Source organism: Bacillus sp. EB V-12 (assembly GCF_056158125.1).
The window spans coordinates 1,195,071-1,220,572 of sequence record NZ_JBUXJL010000001.1; the positions used below are offsets into that span (position 1 = coordinate 1,195,071).

General features: G+C 34.6%; 25 protein-coding genes and 1 pseudogene. 20 read left to right on the forward strand and 6 right to left on the reverse strand.

What is annotated here, in order from left to right; translation table 11 throughout:
• The first annotated feature begins 248 nt into the window (after positions 1-248).
• The 3 genes from ACZDYH_RS06155 (at position 249) to aiiA (ending at position 4,490) form a co-directional block, all read left to right on the forward strand.
• On the forward strand, positions 249-1,448 hold the full coding sequence (locus tag ACZDYH_RS06155; protein WP_474885901.1) for a multidrug effflux MFS transporter: 1,200 nt from the start codon (positions 249-251) through the stop codon (positions 1,446-1,448).
• A 537-nt stretch (positions 1,449-1,985) separates the two neighbouring features.
• Positions 1,986-3,377, forward strand: coding sequence for an amino acid permease (locus tag ACZDYH_RS06160; RefSeq protein ID WP_140421515.1), 1,392 nt, complete (start codon positions 1,986-1,988; stop codon positions 3,375-3,377).
• Between the two features lie 360 nt (positions 3,378-3,737).
• Positions 3,738-4,490, forward strand: coding sequence for a quorum-quenching N-acyl homoserine lactonase AiiA (gene aiiA / locus ACZDYH_RS06165; protein ID WP_016123091.1), 753 nt, complete (start codon positions 3,738-3,740; stop codon positions 4,488-4,490).
• 40 nt (positions 4,491-4,530) lie between these two features.
• On the opposite strand, the gene ACZDYH_RS06170 is transcribed toward aiiA, so the two are convergent.
• The 3 genes from ACZDYH_RS06170 to ACZDYH_RS06180 form a co-directional block, all read right to left on the reverse strand.
• Positions 4,531-5,025: a YhfM domain-containing protein gene (locus tag ACZDYH_RS06170; RefSeq protein WP_000901692.1), complete on the reverse strand. Its 495-nt coding sequence runs from the start codon at positions 5,023-5,025 to the stop codon at positions 4,531-4,533.
• An 89-nt stretch (positions 5,026-5,114) separates the two neighbouring features.
• The gene (locus tag ACZDYH_RS06175) at positions 5,115-5,579 is read right to left on the reverse strand and encodes a DMT family transporter (RefSeq protein ID WP_088362000.1); all 465 of its coding nucleotides are present in this window, start codon (positions 5,577-5,579) and stop codon (positions 5,115-5,117) included.
• Positions 5,580-5,592: 13 nt separating this feature from the next.
• Positions 5,593-6,039 (reverse strand): DMT family transporter, encoded by a 447-nt coding sequence (locus ACZDYH_RS06180; RefSeq protein WP_048655704.1) that lies wholly within the window; start codon positions 6,037-6,039, stop codon positions 5,593-5,595.
• 108 nt (positions 6,040-6,147) lie between these two features.
• Here ACZDYH_RS06180 and yeiL point away from each other — a divergent pair, with 108 nt between their 5' ends.
• The 4 genes from yeiL (at position 6,148) to ACZDYH_RS06200 (ending at position 8,930) form a co-directional block, all read left to right on the forward strand.
• Entirely contained in the window at positions 6,148-6,840 is a 693-nt protein-coding gene (gene yeiL, locus ACZDYH_RS06185) for a transcriptional regulator YeiL (protein ID WP_000754830.1), read from the forward strand.
• Positions 6,841-6,853: 13 nt separating this feature from the next.
• Positions 6,854-7,207: a glyoxalase superfamily protein gene (locus ACZDYH_RS06190; RefSeq protein WP_000632403.1), complete on the forward strand. Its 354-nt coding sequence runs from the start codon at positions 6,854-6,856 to the stop codon at positions 7,205-7,207.
• 150 nt (positions 7,208-7,357) lie between these two features.
• A complete protein-coding gene (locus tag ACZDYH_RS06195; RefSeq protein WP_088362001.1) occupies positions 7,358-8,401 on the forward strand; it encodes a flavin-containing monooxygenase in 1,044 nt (347 codons plus the stop codon).
• 280 nt (positions 8,402-8,681) lie between these two features.
• Entirely contained in the window at positions 8,682-8,930 is a 249-nt protein-coding gene (locus ACZDYH_RS06200) for a hypothetical protein (protein WP_000666948.1), read from the forward strand.
• A 36-nt stretch (positions 8,931-8,966) separates the two neighbouring features.
• On the opposite strand, the gene ACZDYH_RS06205 is transcribed toward ACZDYH_RS06200, so the two are convergent.
• Complete coding sequence (locus ACZDYH_RS06205) at positions 8,967-10,004, reverse strand: serine hydrolase domain-containing protein (RefSeq protein WP_001050187.1); 1,038 nt, start codon at positions 10,002-10,004, stop codon at positions 8,967-8,969.
• 100 nt (positions 10,005-10,104) lie between these two features.
• Entirely contained in the window at positions 10,105-10,299 is a 195-nt protein-coding gene (locus ACZDYH_RS06210; protein ID WP_000819661.1) for a hypothetical protein, read from the reverse strand.
• Positions 10,300-10,434: 135 nt separating this feature from the next.
• Here ACZDYH_RS06210 and ACZDYH_RS06215 point away from each other — a divergent pair, with 135 nt between their 5' ends.
• The 8 genes from ACZDYH_RS06215 (at position 10,435) to ACZDYH_RS06250 (ending at position 18,696) form a co-directional block, all read left to right on the forward strand.
• The gene (locus ACZDYH_RS06215) at positions 10,435-10,716 is read left to right on the forward strand and encodes a hypothetical protein (protein WP_000397720.1); all 282 of its coding nucleotides are present in this window, start codon (positions 10,435-10,437) and stop codon (positions 10,714-10,716) included.
• A gap of 155 nt (positions 10,717-10,871) precedes the next feature.
• Entirely contained in the window at positions 10,872-11,645 is a 774-nt protein-coding gene (gene bla2 / locus ACZDYH_RS06220) for a BcII family subclass B1 metallo-beta-lactamase (protein ID WP_000742476.1), read from the forward strand.
• 701 nt (positions 11,646-12,346) lie between these two features.
• A complete protein-coding gene (gene hcp / locus ACZDYH_RS06225; RefSeq protein ID WP_088362003.1) occupies positions 12,347-13,633 on the forward strand; it encodes a hydroxylamine reductase in 1,287 nt (428 codons plus the stop codon).
• Positions 13,634-14,498: 865 nt separating this feature from the next.
• Entirely contained in the window at positions 14,499-15,815 is a 1,317-nt protein-coding gene (locus ACZDYH_RS06230; protein ID WP_000415478.1) for a condensation domain-containing protein, read from the forward strand.
• Between the two features lie 461 nt (positions 15,816-16,276).
• Positions 16,277-16,597, forward strand: a complete 321-nt coding sequence (locus ACZDYH_RS06235) for a PadR family transcriptional regulator (RefSeq protein WP_000429487.1) — start codon at positions 16,277-16,279, stop codon at positions 16,595-16,597.
• A 75-nt stretch (positions 16,598-16,672) separates the two neighbouring features.
• Positions 16,673-17,014 (forward strand): DUF1048 domain-containing protein, encoded by a 342-nt coding sequence (locus tag ACZDYH_RS06240; protein ID WP_113304147.1) that lies wholly within the window; start codon positions 16,673-16,675, stop codon positions 17,012-17,014.
• Positions 17,015-17,184: 170 nt separating this feature from the next.
• Positions 17,185-17,946 carry an ABC transporter ATP-binding protein gene (locus ACZDYH_RS06245; RefSeq protein ID WP_000017473.1) on the forward strand — a complete coding sequence of 254 codons (762 nt, stop codon included), beginning with the start codon at positions 17,185-17,187 and terminating at the stop codon, positions 17,944-17,946.
• A complete protein-coding gene (locus ACZDYH_RS06250; RefSeq protein ID WP_434712456.1) occupies positions 17,947-18,696 on the forward strand; it encodes an ABC transporter permease in 750 nt (249 codons plus the stop codon).
• Between the two features lie 163 nt (positions 18,697-18,859).
• On the opposite strand, the gene ACZDYH_RS06255 is transcribed toward ACZDYH_RS06250, so the two are convergent.
• Positions 18,860-19,822 carry a helix-turn-helix transcriptional regulator gene (locus tag ACZDYH_RS06255; RefSeq protein ID WP_434712454.1) on the reverse strand — a complete coding sequence of 321 codons (963 nt, stop codon included), beginning with the start codon at positions 19,820-19,822 and terminating at the stop codon, positions 18,860-18,862.
• Between the two features lie 109 nt (positions 19,823-19,931).
• Between ACZDYH_RS06255 and ACZDYH_RS06260 the strand changes: the two genes are divergently transcribed.
• The 5 genes and pseudogenes from ACZDYH_RS06260 (at position 19,932) to ACZDYH_RS06280 (ending at position 25,501) form a co-directional block, all read left to right on the forward strand.
• Complete coding sequence (locus ACZDYH_RS06260) at positions 19,932-20,411, forward strand: GyrI-like domain-containing protein (RefSeq protein ID WP_000801022.1); 480 nt, start codon at positions 19,932-19,934, stop codon at positions 20,409-20,411.
• Positions 20,412-20,584: 173 nt separating this feature from the next.
• Positions 20,585-22,069: a WD40/YVTN/BNR-like repeat-containing protein gene (locus tag ACZDYH_RS06265; RefSeq protein WP_345891093.1), complete on the forward strand. Its 1,485-nt coding sequence runs from the start codon at positions 20,585-20,587 to the stop codon at positions 22,067-22,069.
• Between the two features lie 458 nt (positions 22,070-22,527).
• Positions 22,528-22,810, forward strand: a pseudogene (locus tag ACZDYH_RS06270) (SDR family oxidoreductase); the annotation flags it as partial.
• 512 nt (positions 22,811-23,322) lie between these two features.
• The gene (gad, locus tag ACZDYH_RS06275; protein WP_434712452.1) at positions 23,323-24,792 is read left to right on the forward strand and encodes a glutamate decarboxylase; all 1,470 of its coding nucleotides are present in this window, start codon (positions 23,323-23,325) and stop codon (positions 24,790-24,792) included.
• A gap of 109 nt (positions 24,793-24,901) precedes the next feature.
• The gene (locus ACZDYH_RS06280) at positions 24,902-25,501 is read left to right on the forward strand and encodes a TetR/AcrR family transcriptional regulator (RefSeq protein ID WP_157418611.1); all 600 of its coding nucleotides are present in this window, start codon (positions 24,902-24,904) and stop codon (positions 25,499-25,501) included.
• Position 25,502: the final 1 nt, after the last annotated feature.

Consider the following 25,502-nt stretch of genomic DNA (forward strand, 5'->3'; position numbering starts at 1 on the left):
ATCAAGTTATCTTTTTAACAATCCTCCAAGGCCGAGCGCTAGTAAAAGAAACGCAATATGTAATATAATTGAAAAAGTATATTTAAAAATCAATGTTAATATTCCCCTCCTATAAGTATTAACATACGTAATTGAGGTGTTTTCTTTGTTGTTTTATGACCGGATTTCTATAATGGCCCCTCCTGTTCCGTAGCTAAGGAAAGTCTTTTTATTTCTGAGATTTTCAAAGTTATAGGAGGGTATGAAAAATGAAAAAAGTCTCAGTACCATCACTTTTGTTAATGATTATTCTTGTCGCATTTCCGCAAATTAGTGAAACGATTTACACACCGTCTTTACCGGACATTTCAAAGGCGTTACATGTAAGTAATAATGAGGTGCAGTTAACACTTAGTGTGTATTTTGCTGGATTTGCGTTAGGTGTATTTTTTATTGGGTGGTTATCAGATATAATTGGTCGTCGCCGAGCGATGTTACTTGGAATTGTCATATATGGCGCTGGGAGTTTCTTATGCTATATTGCAAATTCCATTGAAGTTTTATTGGTAAGTCGTTTTATTCAAGCGTTTGGAGCAAGTGCAGGATCCGTGGTTACACAAACGATTCTTCGTGAAAGTGTAGAAGGGCATAAGCGGCATGTTATGTTCGCTCAAATCTCGGCAGTCATTGCTTTTACACCAGCGATAGGACCGTTAATTGGGGGCTTTCTTGATCAAATGTTTGGTTTTAAAATAGTATTTTTAAGTTTAGTAGTTATGAGTGTCGGAATTTTTCTGTATACGTTTGTTTCTCTTCCCGAAACAAAGACGGGATCAGTAACGAATAAAATAAATGTGTTTTCAGTCTTGAAGAGGCTAATTACAAATCCGAAAGTGGTAACATATGGGCTATTAATTGGAGGAGCAAATGGTGTTTTATTTAGCTATTATGCAGAAGCGCCGTTTATCTTTATTGAATACTTTCAATTATCGCCTAGTATGTATGGATTTCTAGGAATTGTTGTTGCAGCTGCTTCTATTGTTGGAGCGAAAATTTCAAAACGTTTACTTGCTACTTATAAACCAGAGAAAATTATATATATCGGTTGTCTCGTAATGACAGGGGGAGCTATCCTTTTATCTGTTATTACGTTTATTGGATCAAATCCGAATGTAATATATATGGTTGTATTTTTAATAGCAATGTTTATATTGTTATTAGGGATTGGAGTAGTGTTACCTAACTGTTTAAGTTTAGCGTTAGTAGATTTTCAAGATGTCATTGGTACAGCAGGTGCATTGTTTAGTTTAGGGTACTATGTAATTGTAACGATGACAATTTTGGGAATGAGTCAGCTGCATACAGGCTCGTTACTAGTGATGCCACTTTATTTTCTGGTTATTGTAGTTATAATGATAGTGTTTACTAGGGTATTTATCTTTGGTAAGCAAACTTCGAAATCGATTTAAATATGAAATTGTAAAAGAGTCTCATTTTTTAATGAGACTCTTTTATATTTTGGCTGGGGTAAAGAAGTTAGTAGTTTATTAATATATTAAATTTCTCATTGGTATATAAATCGAATGTGTGGGAAATTACGTTATCAACTATAAAGGTTGAAGTATTTGACATATGAAACCGAGAAAGAAATGCTCTCCTCTGTTATTTATATTGTAATAATATACATGCCGGAATCATATTGAATAGATGTATTTTATTGTTAATTTAGTTAAAAATTAATCAGACTTATGTATAATAATTTATTGAAAAAATAATTGAATTTTTCAGATTAATGAATTAATATAAGGTAAGTAATTTTAAGATTTATAGAATATTGGAAGATGAAAGGTTTTGAGAATTTTATTAGGAGCACAAAACGATTTTAGGATAGCTTTAAAGCTAGTGTAAAATGACGTTTGCTTCATCATTTTCAGGGCCGAAAGGAATTAGGGGAAAGCATCTTGTGTTAAAATGCGGCTATGAATCATCTAAGAGGGGGAAGTGAAGTGGCAAACAAAGAATTGAAAAGAGGTTTAGAAGCACGTCATATTCAAATGATTGCTTTAGGCGGAACGATTGGTGTTGGTTTGTTTATGGGGTCAGCCAGCACAATTAAATGGACAGGTCCGTCAGTAATGCTTGCTTATGCAATTGCAGGTATTTTCATCTTCTTCATCATGCGTGCCATGGGAGAAATGTTGTATATGGAGCCAAGTACAGGCTCATTTGCGACATTCGGTCATAAGTATATTCATCCACTAGCTGGTTATATGACAGCGTGGAGTAACTGGTTCCAGTGGGTTATCGTTGGGATGTCAGAAATTATCGCGGTTGGAGCGTATATGCAATATTGGTTCCCAGATTTACCAGCTTGGATACCAGGTATAATTGCAATGGTTATTCTTGGTGCAGCTAATTTAATTTCTGTTAAGTCATTTGGTGAATTTGAATTTTGGTTTGCGATGATTAAAATCGTTACGATTCTATTAATGATTATTGCAGGATTTGGCCTTATTTTCTTTGGAATTGGTAACGGCGGAGAAGCGGTTGGCATATCTAATCTTTGGTCAAATGGCGGTTTCTTTACAGGTGGTTTCTCAGGATTCTTCTTTGCTTTATCACTTGTAGTTGGTGCATACCAAGGTGTGGAATTAATCGGTATTACTGCTGGTGAAGCGAAGGATCCAAAGAAGACACTTACAAGAGCGATTCAAAGTACAATTTGGCGTATCTTAATTTTCTATATTGGTGCTATTTTCGTTATTGTAACTGTGTATCCGTGGGATCAATTAAGTACAATTGGTAGTCCGTTCGTAGCAACTTTTGCGAAAGTTGGTATTACGGCAGCTGCTGGACTTATTAACTTCGTTGTAATTACAGCAGCAATGTCTGGTTGTAATAGTGGTATTTATAGTGCTGGTCGTATGCTTTATACGTTAGGTGTAAATGGACAAGCACCGAAATATTTCACGAAACTTTCTGGAAATGGTGTACCTTTATTTGGTACAGTTGGCGTAATTATCGGTCTGGCGGTTGGTGTTGTTTTAAGTTACATCGCACCGAAAAACTTATTCGTATATGTATATAGTGCGAGTGTACTTCCTGGAATGGTACCATGGTTTGTCATTTTAATTAGTCAAATTAATTTTAGAAAAGAAAAGGGAGCAGAGATGAAAGATCATCCGTTCAAAATGCCATTTGCTCCTGTTACAAACTATTTAACAATTGCCTTTTTAATTATGGTATTAATCGGAATGTGGTTTAACGATGATACTCGTATTTCATTAGTTGTAGGTATTATTTTCTTAGCTATCGTTACAATTAGTTTCTATGCTTTCGGAATAGGAAAGCGAGCTCCGTTAGACGTTCAAAATAATAAAGAGATTTCAAGTAAATAAAGAAAAGGCTGTTCATCTGGAACAGCCTTTTCTTATTGTTGTTATTTGTCGATAAATCGGCGCGCCTTGTCGAATTGTTGATGTAATTTGATTTGTGATAGATATATTTGAAAAATCGTTAATATAACTTCACATACTATCTGTCACTATCATGATTAAAATTTCTCTAATACGATTTTCCCAATGGTGTGCCCGCTTTCAAGTAGTGCATGTACTTTCTTTAAGTTTTCAGCGTTAATCGGTGTTAATGTTTCATTTTTATGTAAGCTGTACTGATAGTCTAGAAGGAGTTTATTTCTAAAAAGAAGAATTTTTTACTGTATTACTTTATCCTAAACTAAATGTAAAGGTGGATACATAATGACAGTAAAGAAACTTTATTTCATCCCAGCAGGTCGTTGTATGTTGGATCATTCGTCTGTTAACAGTACGTTAACACCGGGAAAATTATTAAACTTGCCGGTATGGTGTTATCTTTTGGAGACAGAAGAAGGTCCTATTTTAGTAGATACAGGTATGCCAGAAAGTGCAGTTAATAATGAAGGGCTTTTTAACGGTACATTTGTTGAAGGACAGATTTTACCGAAAATGACTGAAGAAGATAGAATCGTGAATATATTAAAGCGTGTAGGGTATGAGCCGGACGACCTTTTATATATTATTAGCTCTCACTTACATTTTGATCATGCAGGAGGAAACGGTGCTTTTACAAATACACCGATTATTGTGCAACGAACGGAATATGAGGCAGCACTTCATAGAGAAGAATATATGAAAGAATGTATATTACCGCATTTGAACTATAAAATTATTGAAGGGGATTATGAAGTGGTACCAGGTGTTCAATTATTGTATACGCCAGGCCATTCTCCAGGCCATCAGTCGCTATTCATTGAGACGGAGCAATCCGGTTCAGTTTTATTAACGATTGATGCATCGTACACGAAAGAGAATTTTGAAGATGAAGTGCCGTTCGCAGGATTTGATCCAGAATTAGCTTTATCTTCAATTAAACGTTTAAAAGGAGTTGTGGCGAAAGAGAAACCAATTGTTTTCTTTGGTCATGATATAGAGCAGGAAAAGGGTTGTAGAGTGTTCCCTGAGTATATATAGTGCAAAAAGTCATGAGTTCGCGTGCTCATGACTTTTTCGTTTAAATAATTTTTTTAAATAAATTATAAACTTTTTTTGAACTATCTTCGTTTAACTGATAGTACGTAAGGTTTACATCATCAGGAGTATCTTGCTGAGCAATCATCACTTCGCTGCTGTGATGATCAACTATCCATATGAAATATTTTTTATAAGTTCCATCCTCGAAAGTAATCCACATATCACAATCTATTAAATCTGATCCTTCTTCATCCAATGTTAATTTGCCTTTTTTTGCGGTATTCATACTGTTAATAAATGTTTTTAATTCATCTGTTTTTGTGAGAAAGATATCCTGTTTTGTTTTAATTGATTCGACATGTATATCTTTTATTTCCTGTTTACCTAAAAAAACAGGAGGCTCATTTGGATCTCGCGAGCTTGAAATAATAGTAGCTTTCTTTTTCGGTTTATTTGCAGTATAGAGATCTTGAATAGATTTTCCCGAGTTTATAAACCATACAATTCCACAAATAATCAATACACTACCTAGCAATAAAATAATTTTTTTAATAGGATTTTCTCCTCTCTATTACTTCGTGTGAAGAGCTTTTCTATTAATATATGATAGGTAAGCGTAAAGTATTATAGTTGAACTTGGTTATGCTTCACAGTTTTTATCGGGCGATCTATGAGTAAATTGTAAGTGAGCCCAATTAATACGAAAATGCCACCGATAACTTTACCAATTGGGAGTTCATTTGTTAGGAAGAAATCAATAATAGTCCCCGCAAATAATTGTCCGATAAAGATGAGTAATGTTAAATAAAAGGCTGATATTTTAGGAGTAATATAGTTGGATAATGAAATAACGATAACGCCTACTAATCCGCCTAAGTATACGGCGATAGGAATAGATTGCAATTTATGAATAGGGATATACAATGAATCTGAACTGAAAATTAAAAATAACATAGAGAAAAATAATCCAGTAATATAATTGAAAAACGTGCCTTCCCAGTTTCCAATTTCCTTTGCTAAATTCGCGTTAATAATTCTAGCAACGACGATAGAAACACCAGCTAAAATAGCGATCGTAATATATAACATATTTTTGCCCCCATTAATATATTGTCATGATAATAATCCCAGAAGAGATGAATGCTAATCCAACTAGTTTTTTCTTTTCAAACTTTGCAACTTTCATTCCTAATAAGCCGAAATGATCGATAATGATGGAAGCAATGGATTGGCCGAGTAAACTTAATGCGATCGTAATAGAGGCACCAAGGACGGAGAAACTTATATTATTAAAAAGAACAGTGAATACTCCAATCGCTCCAGCGCTATATAAAAAAAGCGGAATACCTTTATCGAAATGAATTTTATGTTTGTTTAAGATTAAAACGAAAATAACTGCAATTAAACCGACAAGGTGAATGACCACGCTTGCTGTATACTTGCCAATTAACTCAGATAAAATCCCATTCAATGGAAGCATAACGGCGATGAGCACACCAATAAAGACAGAAAGAAAGTTATACAATGCAATATCCCCTTTGTATTTCATATTTGTAATGACTGTATCATGCTGAAATTGTGTATTACTATGACATATGTCATAGTGGAAGAAGAAAATTTTGATTACAATGGGGATGAGTTGTAAAGGTGGGGAACTATGAAGAAAGTATGTAATTCTATTAAATTAGCAGAGTATATGAAGAAAAATAATATTGATTCATTTTTTAGTCATGATATGAAGCCATATATGGAACTTATATTTTTTAAAAAGAATGAGTTTATTTGTAGAGAAAATGAAGAGATAGATTATTTATATTTCTTTGTTGAAGGAAAAGCGAAAGCGTTTAACACATTAAGTAACGGGAAATCCGTATTACTGTGTTTTTATGATAGTTTGCAGTTACTTGGAGATGTGGAGTTAATTCATTCCCAAAGGATTACTTCAAATGTACAAGTAATGGCAGATTCATATTGTGTTGGTTTACCATTAGGAAAAGTGAGAAATCAGCTATTTCATGATGCGAAATTTTTAAGATGTATTTGTGGATCGTTAGCACATAAGTTAAATCGACTTTCAAAAAATAGTACAATTAATTTATTGTATCCGCTTGAAAATAGACTTGCGAGTTACATGTTAGCAGCAGGGGAACGAGCAGTTCAGCATGAAAATAGAATTGTATTTAGTGGGAATTTAACGGAAATAGCGGAATTGTTAGGAACGAGCTATCGGCATTTGTTGCGAACATTAAATATTTTTTGTGATAAAGAGATAATAAAGAAGAACGATGGATGCTATGAAGTAGTAAACGTGGATGTTTTGAGAGAATTGGCAGCAGATGTTTATAAATAGGAGGAGAGTATAAATGATAACACCTATATTTAGAATTTTTGATATTGAAAAAGCAAAACTATTTTACTTAGGTTTTTTAGGATTTAAACTGGATTGGGAACATCGGTATGAGGAAAATATGCCATTATATTTGCAAATTTCGTTACAGGATGCTGTGATACATTTATCAGAACATCATGGTGATGCCTCACCAGGTGGTGCGATTCGGATCAAAATAGATGATGTAAAGGATTATCATTCTGTATTATTAAGTAAAGAATATGCTTATTCGAAGCCGAATATAGAAAAAACACCTTGGGGTACAATTGAATTAACTGTAATTGATCCGTTTTCAAATAGAATTACACTGTACGAGGAAAAATTGTAGAAATGGAATGAAGAGTAGTTCATAGAGCAGTGAACTGCTCTTTTTTATTTTGAGTAGATATTGAATTATATAAAAATAAAATGTTATGATTATGGAAACGTATGAATATATGAACAAGTATTCATACGTTTGAGAGAAGGAGGGATTAGAGTGAAAGACCTAATTATTATTGGAGCGGGTCAAGCTGGATTAACAATGGGATATTACTTAAAGCAAGAAGGGTATAATTTTTTATTACTTGAGGTAGGAAAACAAGTTGGTGATTCATGGAGAAATCGATATGATTCTTTGCAGCTTTTTACCCCAAGGTCTTACAGTAGCTTACCAGGTATGGCGTTAATAGGTGAAAAAAATGAATTTCCATATAAAGATGAAATTGCAACTTATTTAGAAAAATATGCAAGACATTTTCAATTACCAGTACAATTACAAACGGAAGTTTTAAAGATAAAGAAAGAAAAAGAAATATTTGAATTATATACTCCTACAGAAATTTTACAAACGAAAAAAGTTATTATCGCATCAGGTGGTTTTCAGCAACCGTTTATTCCTTCAGTTTCAGCAAATCTATCATCACATATTTTTCAAATACATTCATCACAATATAGATCATCATCGCAAATTCCACAGGGAAAGGTACTTGTAGTAGGTGGCGGAAATTCAGGAATGCAAATTGCAGTAGAACTGGCAAAGACTCATGAAGTTACGGTGTCTATTAGTCATCCTTTAACGTTTTTACCGTTACAACTTTTGGGAAAAAGTATTTTTAATCTGCTAGAAAAAGTGGGTTTATTGTACGCTGAAATAAATACAAAAAGGGGAAGATGGTTTCAGAAGAGAAAGGACCCTATTTTCGGTTTTGAAGGTAAGAAACTTATTCGTAATGGAGCAATCAAACTGCAAGAAAAAGTAGTAAGTGCATCAGGAAATAACATTATGTTTCAGAATGGTGATACTTATAGTGCAGAAAGCATTATATGGTCAACTGGTTTTGTTCAAAATTATAATTGGATTGAAATTGAACAGGCAGTGAATGAGAAAGGATTTCCTAATCATATAAAGGGAATCAGTCCAGTAAAAGGATTGTATTATATCGGTTTACCATGGCAATCTCAAAGGGGTTCCGCACTTATTTGTGGTGTAGGAAAGGATGCAGAGTATGTACTTTCTGAAATCAAAAAAATAGATCAGTAGCAATAACTACTGATCATCCATATGTACATGAATTAGGAGAGGTCAAACATTTATTAACTTTATTATAATAGACTTTCATAGAATTAAAAACTGAAAATTCAAATTTAATGTTGAGAAAGTTTTTTGTATCGAAATATATGAAAAAATAGGGATTTTTATTAAAACAGAAAAAGATATTTCTATTTTAGTAAATTATGATATAGTCTAAATAAGTGTGTTTTTCCATAAATGTAATTATTTTCATTGTAATTTTGTTTATATGAGGGAAGGAGAAGTAATTATGAAGTTTGATGATCAACGCTTACTAGGAGTCCGATTAGGTTCTGTACTTGTGACAGAGGAAAATCAATATTTAGTAATTAAGAAAAAAGATCATTATGCACTGTTAAATATACATAATTTAGAATGCACTCATGTTGAAGTGCAGTTAGAACATTTGGAAGAAATGTTGCGGGAAGATTTCCAAGAAAGTATAACGGAGATTATCGCACCAGAACATATAAAAATTGTTGCGAAAAATGTTATATAGATAAAGAAGCTGGAAGGAACAGCTTCTTTACTTTCATTATAAGGGTAACGTTTTTACAACCTCACCAATGATCCCTTCCATTTGATGAACACCTAAATCGGAATTGGTCATAATAACAGCACCATTCCCGCAGTATGGATAACAAACCATCATACATTGAAATCCAACGCCCCATCCGAGTGAATAAATCTGTAATTCTTCATTAGAATCATCTAGAAAAACACCTAATCCAGTCCATTTTGAGCAACCTTGAGGAGAAATCATGTCTATTACTAATTTTTGAGAAAGTTTTAGTTTGCCCTTTCCTTGTAAGGAATGAATGATTTCAATAACTAAAGCTGATAAGTCAGTTGGTGTTGTCCAAATACCTGAAGCAGCTGCGAATGGATAAAATGGATACTTCTCATTTGTTACAGTTCTATCTTTATTATGTCCGCAAGCAAAAACATCGGTTTTATCTATGTCTTTTGGAGAAAAAAGTGTACTATTTTTCATTTGTAATGGCTGGAAGATGTGTTCTTCTAATAACTGACTAAATGATCTTCCTGTAATATCTTCTAGTAGTAGTTCGATTATACAAAAGTTTGCGTCTGAGTAGTGAAATTCACTTTCTGGTTTATAAGTTACCTCTATAGGTACGGGGCAATATAGTGTTTTACCGGAAAGGAGCTCAGACATATTAGGTAAGCCTTTTGCAGGTGTATAATGTTCAAAACTATTAGGTGGATCAATGAGTCCAGATTGATGGCTTAATAAGTTTCTCAAAGTGATGCTTTTTTGTGAAGTAAATAGATTAGTAGGAATGTTCCAAGATGTGAGTTTATCATTTACGTCTTCGTCTAAATGCAAGATTTCTTGATCTGATAACATTAGTACGAGCATTGTAGTGATGAATTTGCTGATAGAACAAGAATTAAAGAGAGAATTTGTAGTAACAGCTCTAGTTGTTCCAGCTTCAAGTGTTCCAAAGGCAGTCGCTTCATCTAGTTTGCCATTACATATAACAGCGAGGCTTAAACCTGCAACGGAATATTGGTTCATTTTCTCGTATATATTGCTACTTTTTAAGTTCATGGTGACTCCTTTCTTTAAAGACAGAATAGTATTTTTATTATACAGTAGTAAAAAAAAGAAAACACTTCGTCATTCACCAATGAAGTGTTTTCTTTTTTAGTTAGTTTGAAGTGAACTTTTGAAAAAAATTGTCTCGGTACATGTACATAACCCATGAGATTGTTATTAAAGAAATGATGATTTGTTTGTTTTTAATTGGTGCATTGAAAACAAGCCAACCAACTATATCAAATAACAAATGTAGCACGATTGAAAGAACTACAAATTGAAGTAACGTATTTAAAAATCTTTTCATAAAGTGTCCCCCTAAAATAATAGGTTTTATTAACAGTTTGATATAGTGATATTATACATTAAATGTGTATTGTGGTAAAATTTACATAAGTTAGTGGAATTAAAGTAAATGAAAGTTAGTAAGGGGGGAACATTCATGGAATTCTGGATGGTTATACTGATAGTAGCCTTTGGTTTCATTTATATCGCTGAAAAATTAACTACAATTGAAAAGAAAAATGATGCGCATTTAAAGAGAATTGAAGATAGATTACAATTAATTACGAAAGAAATGGGAATTGTAGAAAGAGAACCTGAAATTAATAAAGAACTACGCCAGCTTGTAGAAGAAGGCAAAAAAGTTACAGCAGTTAAGAGAGTAAGAGAAGCTTTTGGTTTTTCCTTACTAGAAGCGAAGCAATATGTTAATAAATTATAAAAAAGATCATCCATTTGGGTGATCTTTTTTACTGCACCATGCGTGTATTTACATAAGCCGCGATTATAAAGTGTCCAATTATATGGAACAAACATTTGAGATAAATTGTCTAATATAGGTAATAACTATTTAGCTTGAAAGAAAGGGTTGATAACATGAAAAAGAATACGTTGTTAAAAGTAGGATTATGTGTAGGTTTACTAGGAACAATTCAATTTGTTAGCACAATTTCTTCTGTACAAGCATCACAAAAGGTAGAGAAAACAGTAATAAAAAATGAGACGGGAACCATTTCAATATCTCAGTTAAACAAGAATGTATGGGTTCATACGGAGTTAGGTTATTTTAATGGAGAAGCAGTTCCTTCGAACGGTCTAGTTCTTAATACTGCTAAAGGACTAGTGCTTGTTGATTCTTCTTGGGATAACAAATTAACGAAGGAACTAATAGAAATGGTAGAAAAGAAATTTCAGAAGCGCATAACGGATGTCATTATTACACATGCGCACGCTGATCGAATTGGCGGAATAAAAACGTTGAAAGAAAGAGGAATTAAAGCGCATAGTACAGCATTAACCGCAGAACTAGCAAAGAACAGTGGATATGAAGAGCCGCTTGGAGATTTACAAATAATTACGAGTTTGAAGTTTGGCAATACAAAAGTAGAAACGTTCTATCCAGGGAAAGGACATACAGAAGATAATATTGTTGTTTGGTTGCCACAATATCAAATTTTAGCTGGAGGCTGTTTAGTAAAATCTGCGGAAGCTAAAGATTTAGGAAATGTTGCGGATGCGTATGTAAATGAATGGTCTACATCGATTGAGAATGTGCTGAAGCGATATGGAAATATAAATTCGGTAGTACCTGGTCACGGGGAAGTAGGAGACAAGGGATTACTTTTACATACATTGGATTTATTAAAATAAGAAATTGTAGAAATACAAAAGAAAGGAGAAATAATTTTCTCCTCTCTTTCTTCTAACTATATTTAAATGCTGAATCTGTCGATTACGTCAGCATATATTACTGAGATTTTAATTCCAAGTATACAAATACTAGTACTGTCATAATTGCAATAACAACGTAAGTAGCATCAAGCATTATAAGTGTTTTTAAAGTTTCAGTCATCGTAATTCACCCCTGTTATAAAAATATAACATGATCTTTTTATTGATTAGATTAGAGATCATAAAGATAAAATGTATATGAAATTTCTTAAGTAGCTTCTATATAAATATATCATATAAATAATGTAAGTAATGTTAAGATAGTGTAAATGTATTGTAAATAAAGAGGTTTACAATGAAGGCTTTAATAAAAAAATGATAGTTCCTTAAAATAAAAAATACGCTATTTTCATATGAGATGAATTGCAATTATTTGTATAAGGGATTCAAAAAAATTTTTTCGTTGTATATATTTCTCCAAATTAATTATTTAGCTATTTAAAAGTATCGAAAGATGTGTGCACACTAATGTATATTTTTTGGATGTCAATAAAAGTATTATGTCAACAATATGAACTGTCACAAATCTTTATATATTATTGTGATTGATATCACATCACTTTTTTTCAATGGGTATTATGCTTAAGGTGTAATGAATGATTGGGAGAGGGTGGGATGATATGTTTTGTTATCAATGTGAACAAACGCCAACAGGCGGATGTAAAGTAATGGGTGTTTGTGGCAAGAATGAAACGATTGCGAGTTTACAAGATACGATTGTGTTTGGGCTAAAAGGAATTGCAGCTTATCGCACACATGCTGCTCAGCTAGGGTATACGGATGCATTTGTAGATGCTACAACACAAGAAGCTTTATATATGACATTAACAAATTCTAACTTTAACGAACAAGAGCATATTGATATGGCTATGAAAGTTGGGAAATCAGCTTTACGGGTGATGGAGTTATTGGATGAGGCACATACGAATCATTTTGGTGTGCCAGAGCCTGTACAAATTACACAAAATCGTGTAGAAGGTAAAGCAATTGTAGTTACGGGCCATAATTTATTTGCATTAGAAGAACTATTAAAGCAAACAGAAGGAAAAGACATTAATATTTATACGCATTCTGAAATGCTACCAGCACACGGATACCCGCAGCTGAAAAAATATAAACATTTAAAAGGAAACATCGGTAAGGCATGGTATGATCAAAGACGCCTTTTTGAAAAATTTACTGGTGCCATATTAGCTACAACGAACTGTGTTATGCCAATTAAAGGCTCGTACTCTGATCGATTCTTTTCATATGAAATTGCAGGTTTAGAAGGTGTACAAAAAATTGAAAATGATGATTTTACACCATTGATTCAAAAAGCGCTAGAACTTCCAGAAGTACATATGGAGTCGGATGAACAGTTAGTGACAGGGTTTCATCATAATACAGTATTATCATTAGCTCCAGAAATTATTGATGCAGTAAAAGAGGGGAAGATAAAGCGTTTCTTTGTTATCGCCGGTTGTGATGCACCGGGAAAAGGCGGAGAATATTATCGTGAATTAGCAACGTCACTTCCGCCAGAAACGGTTATTTTAACAACTTCTTGCGGGAAATTCCGCTTTAATGATGTGGATTACGGTGTTGTACCTGGTACGGAAATTCCGCGTTACATTGATTTAGGACAGTGCAATAATTCAATTTCTACAGTGAAAATAGCGGCTGCTTTAGCTGATGCTTTTCAATGTGAAGTGAATGAATTGCCAGTAAGTATTGTACTATCATGGTTTGAACAAAAAGCGGTTGCCATTTTACTAGGGCTATTTAGTCTTGGGATTCAAGATATTCGCATCGGTCCAAAGGCTCCTGAATTTATTTCACCTGGCGTGCTTGATGTATTACAAGAAACATTTGGTTTAAAACTAATTACAAATGCAGCAGAAGACATGGCTATGATGTTATCGTAACGGAAAAGATGTTTTCACTTAATTGTGGCTTTATAAATCATTTGTATGTGTGTGAGTAAACGCACATACAAATGATTATTAATAAAGAAAATCGCTATATCTATAAAATTTATAGAGCTTTTAAAGTATAACACCACATGCCCATCACCTTAAGATTTTAAGTATCCCCAAAACGAAATTTCTACATGAATATCTATAATTTTACCTCTTTTTCATTTGATTTGAAAATAAGCTTTCTATTTTTAAAAACCAACGATACCACCTCAAATTATAGGAATAAAATCCATTCATTTATTAGGAAAATGGATTGAAAATAATAAGGTAGACTAAAAAGTAAAATATTATTTATGATAATCATTCTTTTATAAAATTTAAATTGGAAATAGCCCTACTCATTTTGATTGCGCATTTTCAAAATGGAGGGGCTTTTTTTACTGTAAAATCAATAACTGCATCTTATTTTTGTTGAAAAAATTCTCATTCTTATTTTGAAAGTGATATGGGTACATTTACATGCACATCAATCTTTTATTATGAAGTGGCCCTTGAATATATTGTTTTTTATTGACAGACATAAAAATGATTTATTTGCTGTATTGATAATTTGTAGACGTTATAATAAAATGTTTATGTATATGTAAACTTAATTTATTTTTGTTTGGTTTTATTATGAGGTTAGGCAGTGTTAATAACAATAAAATAATGAATATATCACCTGTAAAAAGAATGAAACCAATACGGAGAAGATGATTTTGTTAAAAATTCGAAAAATAAGCGTTATTAGCTCTTGAAGAAAAATGACTAGAAAAATTACAAGCATATGGAAAATAGGGTTATACAAAAAGTCCTAAAGGGGGACGGAATTATGGAGAAAAGAAAGTATTCAGTAACACCACAAGATCGAATGAATTATGTATTAGGTCTTTATTCTGCAGATCAACAAATTAATGCAGTTCTTTATTTTCCTGTAGGTATATCTAAGGAAATACTTGAAGAATCAGTAAGGATAACGTTGCAATTGCAACCAGTTTTGAACAGCCGGTTTGTAGAAAATGATATTCCTTACTGGGAGGAACATTCATCTGACACTAACTCATCTATTTGCTTTTTTGCAGAAGGAAATAATCAAGAACTTGAAATAATGGCAATAGATTTTATTAAGGAACCTGGTGATCGTATTCAGGGGCCTATGGTTCAAACGAAATTATTACGGGGCACTACAATAGATATGTTAGTTGTGAAATTGTCTCATCTATGTTCAGATGGTGCAGGAGTCAAGGAATATATAAAATTGCTTGGAACAATATATACTCACCTTTCATTGGGACGGTCTAAGAAGCAAATTATAAAGGAATTTGATGAGGGAAATGAGAGTTGTCGAGATCAATCACATGTATTCAAATACGCTGGAATATCGGACATAAAAAGTGCGTATCGTCCTAACCAAGAACAACAGGCATCGTTATGGTCTTTTCCATCTCAACCTAACAAAAATAAATTTCCCCAAATGTCCGTACGGCGATTGAGCCATAAGCAAACTCTACGTTTAACCCAATGGACAAAAGCACAACAGGTTACCTTGAATGATGTAATCATGACTGCTTACTTCCGAGTTTTATCACATTTCACTGTGTATGCAGAACCTCGCACTGCAGAAAAAATGATTGGTTTGACAATTGATTTACGTCGATATCTGCCTAATAATACAACTGGTGCTATTTGCAACTTATCCGGTATGGAAATGCCAGTGATTAAAATGGAAGACGATGAAACATTTAAGCAGACTCTTGTTCGAGTTAAACAATCAATGGATAAAATAAAGTCTCAAAATCCAGGTCTTTCTTCAGCAGCAGGAATGGAGTTACTGGCAGAAATGAAGCTATCTACAGTGAAGGAAATGTATAATCAGCAATATGAACAGGCTGTACAGATGGGGATGGCGTTGCCATTACTGACAAATTTGGGAGTGATTGCTGAGGAACCTATTCAGTTTGGTCAAATTCAAGCTGAGGACGGGTATATGGCATCACCTATTATGTATGCACCATTCTTTTCAATGGGAGCAAGCTCTTATAATGGAAGGCTTACATTTACGATCGGTTATCATGCGCCGGATACATCAAAAGAAAAGGTAGAAAAATTTTTAGATAGTGTTGCTAATCAACTATCAGAAATAAAATAAAAGAGAATATAGAGAACAGATTTCTAACAGAATTGTATTTTAGGGGCTCGTATCATGTACGGATAATCTCTGGAAATTTTCTCTGACCGCACTTGCCTTTATGCTTTATATGCAATGGGAATGGTAGTGAGAAACAATTTGTATCGTGAAAAAACAAGATATATCGGTATAAAAACAATAAAACAGAGCTGATTTAAATTACACTTTGAATCAGTTCTGTTTTGCTAGTGTGATGGTCCTTACAACAAAAAAGTAGGCTGTATCCGATTAGGGTAAAGCGGATTTTTAATTTTTTTGAAAATAAAGTTGACATCCATAACTACTTAGTCATACAATGTAGATGTAATAAGTGATACTGAATAGTTCGGATTCACAAAAACTGTTCAGTAAAAAATTCGCCTTAGTACTCTGTGATACTGAATATAAGTCAGACAGAATAGGGGGTAAAGGAGGATCAGGACATGGAAAATTTAACTGAAATGCTGAAAGGTTCACTGGAAGGGTGTGTACTGGAAATCATTAGTCGCCGTGAAACGTATGGCTATGAGATTACCCGCCACCTGAATGATCTTGGGTTTACCGAAGTTGTGGAAGGTACGGTGTATACCATCCTCGTACGATTAGAGAAGAAAAAGCTTGTGAATATTGAAAAGAAACCATCAGATATGGGACCGCCTCGTAAGTTTTATTCATTAAATGAAGAAGGCCGCCAGGAGCTTGAATTGTTTTGGGAAAAATGGGATTTTGTATCGTCAAAAATTAACGTCTTGAAGTCAAAATAGGTTCATAAGATAAAATGTTCCGGCCGATACTTTGGGAATTTCTTGTTCGGTTTTATAAAAAAGGAGGAAAATAAGATGTTAGAAATGTTCAAAAAGTTAATTGGTGATAAAAAAGAGTACAAAATGATGATGGCACGAGTTGAGGATCTGCCAGAGGACTACCAATTTGTATTTAAGAAAATTCAAAACTACATGTGGAATTTTTCAGCGGGTAACGGGATGGATATGTTACACATACAGTATGAATTAATCGATTTGTTCGAAGCGGGTGCAGCGGAAGGAAGACAAGTGCTTGACATTACTGGGGATGACGTGGCTTCCTTTGCTGACGAACTAGTGGCAAATGCTAAAACTTACGTCTCCAAGTATCGTGAAGATTTGAATGAAAGTATTATGAAGAAATTGAGAAAAAAATAAATGGAATAAGTAGTACCGACTGATTAGCTGGTTACACATATGAATTGCCATCATAGCTATTCAGTTATATTTTTAACTCGGTACTAAGTAATACAGAATATCAGTGATACTAAATAGATAGAGGTAAATAAATAGTCTTCGCAAAACATTTTTATAGGGAGGAAAAAAGTATGAGTCATGCAGCGATTTCTGTAAAAGGCTTGAAAAAATCCTTTAAAGATAAGGAAGTTTTAAAAGGGGTAGATTTTGAGGTGCAGCGTGGAGAAATTTTCGCGCTGCTAGGCTCAAATGGAGCGGGAAAGACGACAACGGTCAACATCCTTTCGACACTAATGAAGCAAGATAGCGGTGAAGTAAGTATTTGTGGATTTGATGTACAGAGTCAATCAGATCATGTTCGTCAAAGTATCAGTTTGACAGGGCAGTTCGCAGCTTTAGACGGTATGCTGACTGGGAGGGAAAACTTGATAATGATCGCCAAATTACGTGGTGTTTCCAATCCTGCTCAAGTTGCTGACAATCTACTTGCAAGATTTAGCCTGACTGATGCGGCAAACCAAAGGGCAGATCAGTATTCAGGCGGGATGAAGCGCCGGCTTGATATCGCGATGAGTTTGATTGGGGCACCAGCAGTTATTTTTCTTGACGAACCAACGACTGGACTTGATCCTGAAGCGCGAATCGAAGTGTGGGATACAGTCAAGGAACTTGCTGGTAGCGGTACAACTATTTTGCTTACGACTCAGTATTTGGAGGAAGCAGAACAACTGGCAGACCGTATCGCTATTTTGCATGGCGGAAAAATTATTACGACAGGTACTCTTGCTGAACTAAAAGAGATGTTCCCGCCAGCAAAAGTGGAGTATATCGAGAAGCAACCGACATTGGAAGAAATATTCCTTGCGATCATTGGAAAAAAGGAGGAGATGTAAATGAAAAGTAAAACAGGTGTATTACTAGGTCGTTTAATGCGTAACATTATGCGCAGTCCGGATACAATTATTACAGTGGGGATTACACCGATTATGATGATGCTATTATTTGTCTACGTGTTTGGCGGCGCAATAAAAACTGGAACGGAAAACTACGTTAATTATTTATTGCCGGGAATTTTGCTAATGGCTATCGCATCCGGTGTAGCTTACACTTCCGTTCGACTATTTACGGATGTAAAGAGTGGGCTGATGGCACGTTTCATTACGATGCCTATTAAGCGCTCATCGATATTGTGGGCTCACGTTCTAACCTCTCTGGTTGCTAATGTACTTACTATCGTGGTGGTTATTCTTGTTGCACTCTTAATGGGTTTCCGTTCCAGTGCTAATATTCTAGATTGGCTCGCGGTAGCTGGGATACTTGGGATGTTTACGCTGGCGCTAACATGGCTAGCTATCATTCCAGGATTGAAAGCGAGGTCTATGGAAGGGGCGACTGCTTACTCGTACCCGCTAGTTTTTCTTCCATTTATTAGTTCGGCCTTTGTGCCTACCGAAACGATGCCAAAAATTGTTCGTGCGTTTGCAGAGAATCAGCCTGTAACTTCAATCGTGAATGCGATTCGTGCTCTTTTATATGAAGGAACTGTTGGAAACGATATTTGGATTGCGCTCGCTTGGTGCGTAGGTATAATGGTCATCTCTTACTTTTTCGCCAGTAAAGCATTTAAACGTCAGTTAGGGTAAGAAACGTGATAAACGAAACCTTCAGGAATAATATATATTTAGAAAAGCACGGGAGATTTTCCGTGCTTTTATTATTTATCATGCTCTCATTGTAGTAAATGAAATGGTATTTAAAAATAGGATAATTATCCAGTGATAAAGCTTAATATTTGAGGCTCACTGCTTATGGAATGTATAAGCACACTCGTTTTTGTAAATCTGCTAATACTTCATCGGGTATTTCTTTGATTTTAATATCCTTCCCTAGAAAAAGCAGCCAATTTATTATTTCCGTCACTTCATCGGGATTGTTAACATTGATAAAAGTTTTTAAAATGGCTGTGGATTGGTAAGGATTAGTATAAGATATTGAAATTTTTAAAGGATGGTATTTTTTGAACTGGGCAATTGCTTTTGGTCCAAGTTCAAGTACCAAGTTGATTATTTCGTCCTTCTTACTTAGTTTTTCTAAAATCTTTTTCTTATTTAGCCTTTTGTTCGTCGTGTATGGTTCGATATTAATGAGATCATCGACAGGAAACATCATCTTCTTTTCTTTTTTTAAGTCAAACCCTTCAATGATCCAATGGCTTTTTTCTTGATAAAGGTGCAATAGATAAATTGGATAAGTCTTGATTTCTTCATCTTCTTTAATGGTAATCAATAAATGGTTATCCAAAAGAAGGATTTGAATGAGTTTTTCTAACATAGGATGGGGGAGATCAGAAAGCTCAAGTAGATTGGGATTATGAGGGTTAGTCCCTTGGAAAAGCAAGAGTTGATTTAAAAGAACGAGATCATCTTGCTGGGTTTCTGAGATGAGTCCTAGTAGTTTTTCGGCTAAAGATTGACGACTCTTTAGGTAGGGAAGTTGTTGATTCCTCGTAGCCATAAAGGCAATAAAAAGAGCTTTTACTTCATTATCAGTAAAGCGAACAACGGGCAGGATAGAGTTGTGCATAACAAAATATCCCCCGGTCCTCCCAACTTCAGCGACAAGTGGCATTCCCATAGCTTCAATTTCTCTAATGTCTCTAATAGCTGTCGACCGTGATATGTTAAATTCTTGTATAATTTCAGAAATTGTAAAGTGAGAGCGGTTGTTGATATACCGCATAATTGTATTAATCCGTTCAACTTTTTTCATTTTAGTCTCCTAAACAGTATCATTTTTTGATATGGTTTAAAGGTATTATAAACGTATCAGATGAAAAGATAAATCGTTTGATTAATAAAAAAAGAGGCAGGTTTTGTATATGAAAAATTATACGATAGAAGAAAAAGATAGCTTTATTGTGTTAGGTATTGGAACTGAAATTAAGAGTGCATACACAGACTTTGCTGGAATAAATAAAGAAAAGGAAGAATTTTGGTCGGCTGTTAAAGAAGATGGAAGGCTGGACACTTTAAAAGCTTTAGCTACAAATGAATACATTTTTTCCGTGAGCGAAGCGGTGAATAACAAAATGATGTATTATGCGGGTGTCATGACAGAAGCACAAATAGAAGAAGAATCTAGAGTAATCCAGTTTCCGAGGGGAGAATACTTAGTAGTGAAAGGGGAGGGCAAAACGGCTGAAGAGCTAAGTAATAAGTTGACTGGTATCGCCTTCGGTCAAGCTTTACCAGATGCAAATGAGTTTGCTTATGTTGGTGGACCAAATACGACGGTTGAGATGGGGAAAAGAAACGGCTTAGTGTTTGGTGAAATGTGGATTCCAGTTGTTAGGAAGTAAAGTGATAAAAGGTACGAATATGGGAAGTAGAGGCTAACAATCTTGGATTGTTGGCCTTTTTAACATGAATATAATATTCATATGTCTATTGTATTTTTTGCGGCAAGATTAAATAGCTTTTTTGTTACTTTACAATAAAGTATACTTAATATCAGTAATTCATGTAATTAGGAGTGGTTTCTATATTTAGAGAAAATACAAAAAGGATACTTTTGTCATTAGTAACAAATCCAATACTAATAATTGTATACGGGATTTTTTGTTATGAGTTGGCCTTATACTGTAAGTACGGAAGAATGAATTATAATATTTACATTATGTTATTATGTATAGTACTTTTTATATCCATAACTACATTTACTACAATGCGATTGATAAAAAATAGAGAATATAAATCTAAAAAATTAACTAATTCAATAGCATGGAGATCCATTTCTATTATCATTATTGTTGCAATTACATCATTTTATGGGATGCAGATTTATAAAAGTGCAATAAATTACAATGGCAAATTGGCATGGTTTATAGAAAAGTTAAAACATGAAAGGTCAGTTAAACTTAAACATAATAATATATATAAATCTGGAGTAGAAGGTATTTTTGAAGATATAAATAAAAAATATCCTTTGCCAAAGAAATTGTATATGGCAACTGATTTTGATCTTACATTTCATTCAGATGGAACAATCACAGCGTTTGATACATTTGTTTATGGGAAAAATGTTGATGGGAAAGAAGAAACTTATTTAATCTCTTATAATAAGAAGAAATCAGAAGATATTACTATAATACGAGATGGATATGCAAAGCCTGATTATAATGATGATAAATTAGTAGAACCTTTAATTAAAACGGTTAAGGCGATCCCAGTTAAGCAAACGGTCAAAAAATGGAATGAAAGTAAGTATGGGTTGATTTATTATGGAAAAAGAAATTGGGGATCCAATACAGAGGGAATTATTAATATTACTGAGGATGGTAAGAGGCAGAGTGTTAAAGAAGCAACTTCTGATATCATTGGATATACTGTATCTATATTTGTCCCTGGAAAAGAGAAAGAGCTAGTCCCTGCTAGATATAATTTAATAAGTGACGCAAGTTGGAGTAAATCAAAGACGCCTCCAAAAGAAGATAGGCTTAAAGAGAAGGAACAACAAGATTTAAAGAATGAAAAAGAACAGTTTTTCCTATCGAAAGAAGTTGGTTATAAACTAAATATGACAGATAAAGCATTAGGGAGCGCCTTTTATTCATTAAGCAAGACTAGTGATGAAGGGAAAACATGGGAGGTTATCAATCCAGACCCATTTAATGGGGGGATTGGTAGTGTATCAGGAATCACTTTTATAAATGATAAACTTGGGTTTTTAGGAGCAATTAGGCCTTCTGGTAATGAAGGAGAGTTATATCGCACAGATGATAGGGGAGTATCTTTCAAAAAGGTAGAATATCTGCCGCATGAAGTGAAATTAGATCATACACAGTCCACAATAACTCCTTTTGATTCACCTAGTATGCCATATGAGAAAGATGGGGTTTTTAATATGTTAGTTGGACAAGGGGCAGATGGAGACTACAATGGCGATAGTAGTGCACTTTATCAATCAAAAGATAACGGAGAGACATGGGAATTTGTAGAAGAAGTGAAAAAGAAATAATCAGAATGTTTTTTTAAAAAATAAGATAACTACTGAGCTATACATTTCATTTAGAAGTTTGGTAAGGGGTATAATTCCAGCCATAAAGATAAAAATGGACCTATACCTCGCTGCCTTTCTTTGTTTTAAAGCTTTGCGTGTGGCAGGAAAAGGCCCAGACCGCTTCTATGCATGGCCAGTTCCTCTCGTCCATTTAAAAAGATGCTTTTCTGGCTTTTTTTCATAGAGGGGTTGAATAGTTACTAAAAGTAAATAATTTAAATCGAATCATAAGCTTGCTGGAAAATTTATGGTTCGATTTTTTTTAGGGCAAAGATATCGTTCTAAACGAGTATCGCCACATCGCTATCAAGCTAAAAAAAGAGGTCACCTCCAAAACGAAAAAAACATGTTAAATTCCCATGTATTATTATATTTAAAGGAGGGGATTCAAATTGGTTAAAAACTTATCTTTACTACATGCGGTTGTTGGCTTAACCAAGGGTGCTGCATTAGAATATACGAAAAAAAGAATTCGTATTAATGTACTCTGTCCTAGTGGTGTGAAAATAGCATTAACAACAAGTGTTGAAGCTCAGTTTGCGAAAGATGGGTACGCTCCAGAAGAATCTTCCCAATATGAGAATGGATCGTTATGCTGATCCAGAAGAACTCGCTGAAATGGTTGCTTACTTAGCATCAGATAAGGAAAGTTATATGATCGGTTCAATTGTTCTTGTGGATGGTGGGCTAACTTTATAGTCAATAAAAATATCGAGTAGGGTTCTTCCCATTTAATAATTAGGGACAGTTATGACTGTCCCTAATTTACTTTTTTAAACCTGACTCAATCATTCATGTGTGCCGTTAAAAGTTTAGCAAAGTTTTGTGCGGTTTGTGATAGGTAATGATTCTTCAGCTATATTAAGTTTGTCGATGCAACTAAAGCTAATTTCGCCCAACAAGTCGAACTCCATATCCTAAAACTTCTATAGAAGTCATAAGCATTAAAAATAAAAAGATACAAATTACTTTAAAAGTAATAAACTCCATAATCATACCCCTTAAGTTTCTATAAATACATAACTCAATAATTATATTAAAAATATTCAATATTTTCATTGAAATATAAATCAATTTCTATTTTATAATCAAAAACTATACTCCTTTATTTTGAATGATGGCATCACCTTTTATTAGAATTGTCCCTTGGTTTAGCAAATGTTTTTTTGTAAATAATATATTTGTTAAACCATTAATTAAGGGGGACTAGTATGCCGCAGGATCGAAAAGAAGAAGTGCAAAACGATACATATGAAGGAAAAGAGGTTATGCCAGATAATCCACAATATCTACCGCGTCACGTGCAAATGGAGCTGCCTCCCGAATTTTCTATAAATCCTCTTTTTGCCCGCAAAGGAGAATCAGTCGTTCCGCGCTTTCACATGCCTGATGAAGGCATGTTACCAGAAACAGCGTATCAAATCGTCCATGATGAAATGACTCTTGATGGCAATGCACGCTTGAATCTTGCAACATTCGTTAGTACATGGATGGAACCTACCGCAGAGCACTTATATGCTAAAGCATTTGATAAGAACATAATTGATAAGGACGAATATCCACAGACAGCTGAAATTGAGGAGCGGTGTGTCCGCATTTTAGCCAACCTCTGGCATTCCCCCAGCCCACTTACAACTATGGGCGTTTCAACAACTGGATCGTCGGAAGCCTGTATGCTCGGGGGGCTTGCGTTAAAGAGACGCTGGCAAAATGCACGAAAAAGAGAGGGTAAGCCGGTGAATCGGCCTAATATTGTGTTTAGTTCTGCTGTTCAAGTCGTTTGGGAAAAATTTGCGAACTATTGGGAGGTTGAACCACGCTATGTGAAGGTTAGCCCTGAGCATCCCCGATTAGATCCTCAAGGGGTCCTTGCAGCCGTGGATGAAAATACGATTGGTGTGGTACCGATTCTCGGTGAGACTTATACCGGACTTTACGAACCGGTTGCCGCCATTGCAAAAGCGTTGGACGATTTACAGGAGAGGACGGGACTCGACATTCCTATGCATGTAGATGCGGCTTCGGGCGGATTTATAGCACCGTTTCTTCAACCAGATTTAGTCTGGGATTTTCAGTTGCCGAGGGTGAAGTCCATCAATGTATCGGGACATAAATATGGATTAGTCTATCCTGGCTTGGGTTGGATAATTTGGCGGGAAGCTGATGATCTCCCCGATGATTTAATCTTCCGCGTCTCCTATTTAGGCGGAAACATGCCGACTTTTGCCCTGAATTTTTCACGTCCTGGCGCACAAGTGCTCCTACAATATTACAATTACCTACGTTTGGGGAAAAGTGGGTACTATGATGTCCAAAGGGCTTCTCAGAAGGTCGCTCTTTTTCTTAGCAAGGCGATTCAGGAGATGGAACTGTTCGAACTTTTGTCCGATGGTTCGGATATTCCGGTTTTCGCTTGGCAACTGAAAAAAGGTTACACATTAAACTGGAACCTTTATGATTTATCTCGACAATTGCGTGTGTTCGGCTGGCAAGTACCCGCATATCCATTGCCTCCAGATCTAGAAGCATTGACGATTATGCGCGTTGTGGTTCGAAACGGATTTTCTATGGATCTCGCGCATTTATTTTTGAGGAACCTCAAACAGGCCGTTGCCTTTTTGGATTCTGTGGATGGGCCTATGCCACATGATACGAAATGTGATAATGGGTTTCATCACTAAATGAAAAAGCCTAATTTCTTCGCATTAAATTGAGAAGTTAGGCTTTTTCATATTGTTTTAGGTACTTTTTTTATAATATAATCATATTGTAAAAAAGAGGAGGATATGAATGCCTAAAATAGTTGATCAAATACAAAGGAAAAATCAGATAGCCACTGCTACTTGGCGTGTAATATTAGAAAAAGGTATCGATAAAGCTTCCATACAACAAATCGCTGATGAAGCAAACATTTCGGTTGGACTTGTTCAGCATCATTTTTCGTCTAAAAATGAATTAATTCATTATGCGATGAATTTAGTATTGAATCGAATGAAAGAACGGGCAACTACTCGTACAAATGAATTTAAAGGAACGAAAGAAGAAGCACTTAGAAGATTAATGAAATTCATTATTCCTACTAATAAAGAAGAACTGTTGGAAGGTAAGGTTTGGATTACATTCTTGGGTATATCCTTTAGTTCTCCAGAGCTTATTGAACTTCGGAAGAAAATGGATTCCCATACGAGGTATCTTATGGGAATGATCTTAGATTTAATGGAGGAGTTAGGCTACGTCACACCAGGATACAATAGAGAGTTTGAATTGGAGATACTGTACGGATTTATCGATGGGCTAGTAATTCATGTCCTTCAAACACCAGAATCCTATCCAGAAGAGAAAGTAAATCAACTAATTGAGTATTATTTAAAAGAAAAAAAGAGGGATTGAT

Bases quoted from the DNA above. Each gene is read 5' to 3' on its own strand.
- ACZDYH_RS06155 (WP_474885901.1), top strand. From the start codon at position 249: ATGAAAAAAGTCTCAGTACCATCACTTTTGTTAATGATTATTCTTGTC.
- aiiA (WP_016123091.1), top strand. From the start codon at position 3,738: ATGACAGTAAAGAAACTTTATTTCATCCCAGCAGGTCGTTGTATGTTG.
- ACZDYH_RS06175 (WP_088362000.1), bottom strand. From the start codon at position 5,579: ATGTTATATATTACGATCGCTATTTTAGCTGGTGTTTCTATCGTCGTT.
- ACZDYH_RS06180 (WP_048655704.1), bottom strand. From the start codon at position 6,039: ATGAAATACAAAGGGGATATTGCATTGTATAACTTTCTTTCTGTCTTT.
- yeiL (WP_000754830.1), top strand. From the start codon at position 6,148: ATGAAGAAAGTATGTAATTCTATTAAATTAGCAGAGTATATGAAGAAA.
- ACZDYH_RS06190 (WP_000632403.1), top strand. From the start codon at position 6,854: ATGATAACACCTATATTTAGAATTTTTGATATTGAAAAAGCAAAACTA.
- ACZDYH_RS06200 (WP_000666948.1), top strand. From the start codon at position 8,682: ATGAAGTTTGATGATCAACGCTTACTAGGAGTCCGATTAGGTTCTGTA.
- ACZDYH_RS06205 (WP_001050187.1), bottom strand. From the start codon at position 10,004: ATGAACTTAAAAAGTAGCAATATATACGAGAAAATGAACCAATATTCC.
- ACZDYH_RS06210 (WP_000819661.1), bottom strand. From the start codon at position 10,299: ATGAAAAGATTTTTAAATACGTTACTTCAATTTGTAGTTCTTTCAATC.
- ACZDYH_RS06215 (WP_000397720.1), top strand. From the start codon at position 10,435: ATGGAATTCTGGATGGTTATACTGATAGTAGCCTTTGGTTTCATTTAT.
- bla2 (WP_000742476.1), top strand. From the start codon at position 10,872: ATGAAAAAGAATACGTTGTTAAAAGTAGGATTATGTGTAGGTTTACTA.
- hcp (WP_088362003.1), top strand. From the start codon at position 12,347: ATGTTTTGTTATCAATGTGAACAAACGCCAACAGGCGGATGTAAAGTA.
- ACZDYH_RS06230 (WP_000415478.1), top strand. From the start codon at position 14,499: ATGGAGAAAAGAAAGTATTCAGTAACACCACAAGATCGAATGAATTAT.
- ACZDYH_RS06235 (WP_000429487.1), top strand. From the start codon at position 16,277: ATGGAAAATTTAACTGAAATGCTGAAAGGTTCACTGGAAGGGTGTGTA.
- ACZDYH_RS06240 (WP_113304147.1), top strand. From the start codon at position 16,673: ATGTTAGAAATGTTCAAAAAGTTAATTGGTGATAAAAAAGAGTACAAA.
- ACZDYH_RS06245 (WP_000017473.1), top strand. From the start codon at position 17,185: ATGAGTCATGCAGCGATTTCTGTAAAAGGCTTGAAAAAATCCTTTAAA.
- ACZDYH_RS06250 (WP_434712456.1), top strand. From the start codon at position 17,947: ATGAAAAGTAAAACAGGTGTATTACTAGGTCGTTTAATGCGTAACATT.
- ACZDYH_RS06255 (WP_434712454.1), bottom strand. From the start codon at position 19,822: ATGAAAAAAGTTGAACGGATTAATACAATTATGCGGTATATCAACAAC.
- ACZDYH_RS06260 (WP_000801022.1), top strand. From the start codon at position 19,932: ATGAAAAATTATACGATAGAAGAAAAAGATAGCTTTATTGTGTTAGGT.
- gad (WP_434712452.1), top strand. From the start codon at position 23,323: ATGCCGCAGGATCGAAAAGAAGAAGTGCAAAACGATACATATGAAGGA.
- ACZDYH_RS06280 (WP_157418611.1), top strand. From the start codon at position 24,902: ATGCCTAAAATAGTTGATCAAATACAAAGGAAAAATCAGATAGCCACT.